Source organism: Nocardiopsis lucentensis DSM 44048, assembly GCF_000341125.1.
In the GTDB taxonomy this organism is placed as follows: Bacteria; Actinomycetota; Actinomycetes; order Streptosporangiales; family Streptosporangiaceae; genus Nocardiopsis; species Nocardiopsis lucentensis.
The window spans coordinates 1-6,571 of sequence record NZ_ANBC01000072.1 but is presented as its reverse complement, the minus strand read 5'-3'; the positions used below and the strand labels follow the sequence as shown (position 1 = coordinate 6,571).

At 72.8% G+C, this 6,571-nt stretch carries 5 protein-coding genes (1 of these 5 cut by a window edge); 4 read left to right on the top strand and 1 reads right to left on the bottom strand.

Features of this window, described 5'->3' with window-relative positions; all coding sequences use genetic code 11:
* On the top strand, positions 1-37 hold the 3' end of the coding sequence (locus D471_RS0102170; RefSeq protein ID WP_017597109.1) for a TRAP transporter permease. Its footprint begins 2,138 nt before the window's first position; the window shows 37 of its 2,175 coding nt (coding positions 2,139-2,175); the start codon falls outside the window, past its left edge; the stop codon is at positions 35-37.
* Between the two features lie 32 nt (positions 38-69).
* Here D471_RS0102170 and uppS read toward each other — a convergent pair whose 3' ends face one another.
* Positions 70-1,797 carry a polyprenyl diphosphate synthase gene (uppS, locus tag D471_RS0102165; protein WP_017597108.1) on the bottom strand — a complete coding sequence of 576 codons (1,728 nt, stop codon included), beginning with the start codon at positions 1,795-1,797 and terminating at the stop codon, positions 70-72.
* Between the two features lie 259 nt (positions 1,798-2,056).
* On the opposite strand from uppS, the gene D471_RS0102160 reads away from it, so the two are divergent.
* The 3 genes from D471_RS0102160 to D471_RS0102150 form a co-directional block, all read left to right on the top strand.
* Entirely contained in the window at positions 2,057-3,091 is a 1,035-nt protein-coding gene (locus tag D471_RS0102160) for a hypothetical protein (protein ID WP_051059095.1), read from the top strand.
* 52 nt (positions 3,092-3,143) lie between these two features.
* Positions 3,144-4,649 carry a 3' terminal RNA ribose 2'-O-methyltransferase Hen1 gene (locus D471_RS0102155; RefSeq protein WP_017597106.1) on the top strand — a complete coding sequence of 502 codons (1,506 nt, stop codon included), beginning with the start codon at positions 3,144-3,146 and terminating at the stop codon, positions 4,647-4,649.
* Positions 4,646-6,571: polynucleotide kinase-phosphatase (locus D471_RS0102150; protein WP_017597105.1), on the top strand; the 1,926-nt coding region annotated here is incomplete at its 3' end. The genes D471_RS0102155 and D471_RS0102150, both read left to right, overlap by 4 nt.

Genomic DNA, 6,571 nt, shown 5'->3' with positions numbered 1-6,571 from the left:
GCCCCCCGCCGCTCCCGGGGTGCGGAGGACACGGTGACGGTGACCGACCAGCTGTCCTGACCCGTCAGGTCAGCTCCCCGGGGCGTGGCGGCGTGCCTCCTCCACGGTGTCCGCCCCGAAACGGCGCCGCCGGCCGGTGTAGGCGTCGATGGCGCGGCGCAGGTGGGCGCCCTCGAAGTCGGGCCAGAGAACGTCGTCGAAGACGATCTCGGCGTAGGCGGTGTGCCAGGGAAGGAAGTTGCTCGTCCGCTGCTCCCCGGAGGTGCGCAGCAACAGGTCCACGTCGGGGAGTTCGGGGTCGTACAGATAGCGCGCGAACCCGTCCTGGGTGAGGTCCGCGGGGTCGATCCGCCCGGCGACGGCGTCCGCGGCCGCCCGGGCCGCGGCGTCGGCGAGCTCCTGCCGTCCTCCGTAGTCAAGGCAGATGGTGAGGGTGAGACGGGTGTTGTCCGCGGTGAGCGTCTCGGAGCGCTCGGTCTCGTCTCGCAGCCGTGGCCGGACCTGATCACGGCGGCCGTACCAGCGGACGCGGACCCCCCTACCGTGCAGATGCTCGGTGAATGCGCCGATCCGGCCGCTGAGCAGGTCGAACAGTGCCGTCACCTCCTCCCGGGAGCGGGACCAGTTCTCCGTGGAGAACATGAACACCGTCAGGTACCCGACGCCGCACTCGATCGCCGCGTCCACCGACCGGAGGAGCGCGGGCTCGCCCGCACCGTGGCCGTCGACGGCCGGGCGGCCGCGTTCGGCGGCCCAGCGCCGGTTCCCGTCCATGATCACGGCGACGTGTCGGGGCGGCGCCTTCGGGGTGACGGGGGCTCCCGGGACCCGCCCACGGCGCGGCCCGCCGAGCGGGGAGGGGCGCGGGCGGCTTCGCACGGCGGGGCCCGGTGGGTCGCTGAGGCCGAACAGGGAGGAGAGGAGGGAGGACGACGGGCCGCCCTGACGCGGGGCCGGGAGCGAGGGCGGTTCCAGCGGGGTGCGCAGCAGCGCGCCCCCGCGGTGCTCGATCTCGTCCAGCCACAGACCCAGACCGTTCGTCATCGCCGATACGAACGGCCTGCTCGACGGGTGGACGCTCTCACCCGCCCGGGCTCCCTCGGCCAGGAGATCGCGGGCACGGCCGACCTCGAACCCGATCAGCTCCGTGTGGGGACGTCCCGGGCTCCGCCGCCACAGGCTCTCCGCCGTCAGCCCGAACCGTTCGAGGTCGCGGCGCGGCAGGTAACAGCGGCCGCGGTCGAGGTCGATCGCCAGGTCGCTGAGCACGTCGGCCATCTGGAACACCTCACCCACCAGCGACATCAGCCGCGGTGCCTGCCCGTCGACCGGTTCCAGCAGAGGTGCGGCCATCTCGGCCCATGTTCCGGAGATCCCCAGCAGGAATTCTCGCAGCTCCCCGAAGGTGGCGAAGTCGGGGCGCCCCCCGCAGTCCTTCTCCAGCGCGGAGAAGTGATCGGCCAGCAGTCCGGTGTCGAGCCCCCACATCCTGACCGTGTGGACGAACGCACGTCGCAGGGAATGGGTGCTGTGCGCCGTGTCCAGTTCCCGGAAGGTCGTGTCGCGCCATCGTGCCACGGCTCCGGGGCGGTTCGCCTCCGGCCCCTCGTCCGCCAGGTCGTCGACCGAACCGGCGAAAGCCGCCAGCGCGTGCAGGTACGGCCGTTTCTGCGCGGGTAGCAGCGCGAAGGTCGCGTACGAACTCCCGTGCCTGCGCGCGTGTACCCTTCGGCAGACCTCGAACGACCGCCGGAGCGTGGGGTCGCTGATCCCGGCGACCTCCATCATGTCCGTCATACTCAAGAAGCGACGCCCCTTCCTCTCGTCCCGCCGTTCGAGAATTCCCGTCCCCGCCGTTCGTGAGAGTACTCAACGTGCTGTCGCCCCATGGCTTTTTCGGTGAATCCGGACGCCCGTTGGTGTATAGGCGAAGAATTCGACCCAGGGGAATTTATGTAAGTATTATGATGTAATGTCGGTGTGTTTCGTGATTGTGGCGGGGCCATGTCTCGGTCGCCGCCCCAGCTCCACGCACGGAGCAGTAGGATTACCCCATATGTGGCGATTTCGACGGACTTCTGGGCGGGTGCCGACCGGCACGGGCATCGAGGCGGCGCTGGTGTCGGCCGCGTATGGCACCGACCCCGTTCTGCGGTCCGGGTGCGAGGTGGTGCGCGAGGGCGGCGTCGCGGCCGGGCTGGCCCTGCTCGGTGAGGAACGCGACGACGCCGAGGTCCGCGCCCACCGGGCCGAGGCGCTCGGCCGCGCCGCCGTCGACCGGGTCGCCGAGGTCGCCTCCCTGGCCGAGGGAGACGCCGACGAGGCCGACGTCATGCTCTGGCTCGGGCACGTCCTGCTCGCACGTGCCGCCACCCGGCCCACCGGGGGCGCGGCCACGGGCCGGGCCGATCGCAAGGCGCTGGAGGCGGGACTCATCGAGGCCCGCGCTCCCCTGGAGGCCGCCGCCCACCTGCGTCCCGACGACGCCGCGCCCTGGGCCGCCCTCCAGACGGTCGCCATGGGTCTGGGCGCGGACCGGGAGGAGAAGGACCGGATCTGGGGCGAGGTGACCGAACGGGCACCGCACCTGTTCCCCGCGCACATGACCCGGGTCCGCTCCCTGTCTCCGAACCGGGGCGGATCGACCGAGGAGATGTTCGCGGTCGCGGGTGCGGCGGCGGACGGCGCGCCCGAGGGCGACCCCCTGCCCGCCGTCCTGGCCCTCGCCCACGCCGAGCACCTGCGGGCCGAGCGCAAGAGGCTGATCGCCGAAGGTTCCTACGACTACATCGCGGACATGATCCTGGGCCGCCTGCACGGCGAGGCCGTCCGCGAGCTGTTCGAGGCGGCCCGGGCCTGGGTGTCGGTCGCGGCGCCGCACGAACGCGACGTCCAGGCACACCACCTGTTCGGGTGGGCCTTCCACCGGGCCGACGTCGCCGAGGCCGCGCGATGGCACCTCGGCGCGGTCGGCCACTACTACTGCGAGCTGCCGTGGTCCTTCTTCGGTGACGCGCGGGCCGGAGTCGCGCACGCGATGGCGCGGGTCGGGGTGGACCCGCGGGTCCGTCCGGAGGGCGGGCCGACCTGACACCCGGGAAAAACGGTGGTCCGGGCGGTGGTGCCTCGTCCACAATGCATGGGTGCTACTGACGATCACGACCACGGCCACGCCCGCGACGGACCTCGGATACCTGCTGCACAAACATCCGGACAAGGCGCAGAGCTTCGAGCAGTCCTTCGGAACGGCGCACGTCTTCTACCCCGAGGCGACCGACGAGCGGTGCACCGCGGCGCTCATGCTGGAGGTGGACCCGCGGTCGCTGCTGCGCTCGCGCACGTCGGTGAACAGCCCCGACTTCGCGCTCGCGCAGTACGTCAACGACCGTCCGTTCGCGACGTCGTCGCTGTTCACGGTGGCACTCGGCCGGGTCTTCGGCAGCGCGCTCAAGGGGCGGTGCAACACCCGGCCGGAGCTGGCGCGCACGCCCATCCCCCTCACGCTCCCCCTGCCCGCCGTGCCCTGCCGGGGCGGGGCCGACCGCGCCCGGTCCCTCTTCGAACCGCTGGGCTGGCGAGTGGCGGCCGAACCCGTACCGCTCGACCCCGGTCTGCCCGGGTGGGGCGACTCGCACTACCTCTCGCTCACCCTGACCGGCACGATGCCGCTGTCCGAGGCGCTCAGCCACCTGTACGTGCTGCTGCCCGCGATGGACGGCGCCAAGCACTACTGGGTGGACGAGTCCGAGGTCGACAAACTCCTGCGGGCGGGCGGCGCCACCGGCGGGGACGGCGACGACGGCCCGGGATGGCTGGCCTCGCACCCCGAGCGCGGCTGGATCACCCGCCGCTACCTCAACCGGCGCGACCGGTACGTGCGCACCGCCCTGGCGCGGCTGGCCGAGGCCGACGACCGCACCGGGGACGAGGAGGCCGACGACCCGGCGACCGAGGACACCGCGGCCGCCCCGGCACGCGAGGAGCGCGGCCCGTCCCTGGCCGAACAGCGTGCGGGCGCCGTCCTGGCGGTGCTGTCCGCCGAGCGCGCCACCAGCGTCATCGACCTGGGCTGCGGGTCCGGCAAGCTGCTCGAACGGCTGGTCGAGGACCGCACCCTGGAGCGGATCACCGGGGTGGACGTGAGCACCGTCAGCCTGGAGCGGGCCCACCGCGCACTGTGCCGGGGCTGTCACCCGGACGGACGCGGCCGCCACCGCCCCCTGTTCGCCGGTGCGGACGGGGGCCGGGAGGGGAGCGGCGACCGGCTCTCCCGGTCCGAGCTGCTGGTGGGCTCGGTCGTGTACCGGGACGCGCGGTTCTCCGGCCACGACGCCGCCGTCCTGATGGAGGTCGTCGAGCACCTCGACCCCTCGCGCCTGTCCGCGATGGAGGAGAGCGTCTTCGGCGCCGCCCAGCCCAGGGTCGTGGTGGTCACCACGCCCAATGCCGAGTACAACAGGCACTACGAGGGCCTGCCCGAGGGCGCCTTCCGCCACGACGACCACCGCTTCGAGTGGACCCGCGCCGAGTTCACCGCCTGGGCCGAGGGCGTGGCGGAACGGAACGGCTACGCGGTCCGCTTCCTGCCGGTGGGCCCGGAACACCCGGAGACCGGCGCCCCGACCCAGATGGGAGTCTTCACCCGATGAGCGAGATCGAGACCACCGAGCCCGCCGAGCCGCGGGTGCTCAGCGTGCCCAGGATGGGGCTGGTCGTGCTCGTCGGGGTGTCCGGCGCGGGCAAGTCGACCTTCGCGGCGCGCCACTTCCTGCCGACGCAGGTGGTCAGCTCCGACCACTGCCGCGGCGTGGTCAGCGACGACCCGAACGACCAGGCCGCCAGCGCCGACGCGTTCAAGCTGCTGCACACCATCGTGGACATCCGGCTGCGCCGGGGCCTGCTGACCGTCGTGGACGCGACCAACGTGCAGCGCGGCGCGCGCGAACAGCTCGTGCGCATCGCCAAGGACAACAACGTGCTGTCCACGGCGATCGTGCTCGACGTGACCGAGTCGGTGGCGGTCCGCCGCAATCGGGAGCGCCCCGACCGGTCCTTTGGCGACCACGTCATCCGGCGACAGCGCCGCGACCTGAAGTCGAGCCTCAAGAGGCTGACCCGCGAGGGCTTTCGCAAGGTGCACGTGCTGCGCGGCCCGGAGGAGATCGACGCGGCCACCATCGAACTGGAACGCGCCTGGCCGGACCGCACGGAGCTGACCGGCCCGTTCGACATCATCGGCGACGTGCACGGCTGCCGCGCCGAGCTGGAGGAACTGCTCGGCGATCTCGGCTACGCGCTCACCCGCGACGACGAGGGCCGACCGGTCGGCGCCCGCCATCCGCAGGGCCGCACCGCCGTGTTCGTGGGCGACCTGGTCGACCGGGGCCCCGACAGCCCGGGCGTGCTGCGGCTGGCCATGGGCATGGTCGCCGACGGCGACGCCCTGTGCGTGCCGGGCAACCACGAGAACAAGCTCGTGCGCGTGCTCAAGGGCGCCAAGGCACAGCTCACACACGGTCTGGCCGAGACCATGGAGCAGCTCGGCCGCGAGAGCGAGGAGTTCCGAGCGCGCGTGCTGGAGTTCTGCGGCGGACTGGTGAGCCACCTCGTCCTGGACGAGGGGCGGCTGGTCGTCGCGCACGCCGGACTGAAGGAGGAGTACCACGGGCGCGCCTCCGGCCGGGTGCGCTCCTTCGCCCTGTACGGAGACACGACCGGCGAGACCGACGAGTACGGTCTCCCGGTCCGCCTGCCGTGGGCGCGCGACTACCGTGGCCGGGCCGCCGTGGTGTACGGACACGTGCCCACGCACAAGGCGGAGTGGCTCAACAACACGATCTGCCTGGACACCGGCTGTGTGTTCGGCGGTCGGCTCACCGCGCTGCGCTATCCGGAGCGCGAGCTGGTCGACGTGGCGGCGCACCGCGTGTGGTACGAGCCGACCAGGCCGCTCGTGCCGGAGACGCCCGGCGGCGGGGCGGCCGACGAGGCCCGGTCGAAGCACACCCTGGACATCACCGACGTGGGCGTCGGCGACTTTCGCTCCGGAACGCACGTGGACACCGAACACGGCGCGGTACGCGCCGACGGCGGCAGCACCCTCGCGGCGCTGGAGGTGATGAGCCGGTTCGCGGTCGACCCGCGCTGGCTGCTGTACCTGCCGCCGACCATGGCCCCGGCGCCCACGGCCGCCGAGCCCGGCCTGCTGGAGCACCCGGCGGAGGCGTTCACCTCCTACCGGGGCTCGGGGATCGGCCAGGTCGTGTGCGAGGAGAAGCACATGGGCTCGCGCGCGGTCGCGGTGCTGTGCCGGGACGAGGCGGCGGCCGAACGGCGGTTCGTCCCGGGGGAGCTGGGGACCGTCCACACCCGGACCGGGCGCCCCTTCTTCGCCGACCCCGCGCTCCAGGCGGAGGTGGTCGACCAGCTGCGCGAGGCGGTCGGCGCGGCCGGACTGTGGGACCGGCTCGGCACGGACTGGGTGGCCCTGGACGGGGAGATGCTGCCGTGGTCGGCCAAGGCCCGGTCGCTGATCCGCGAGCAGTACGCGTCGGTGGGCGCCGCCGCGCGC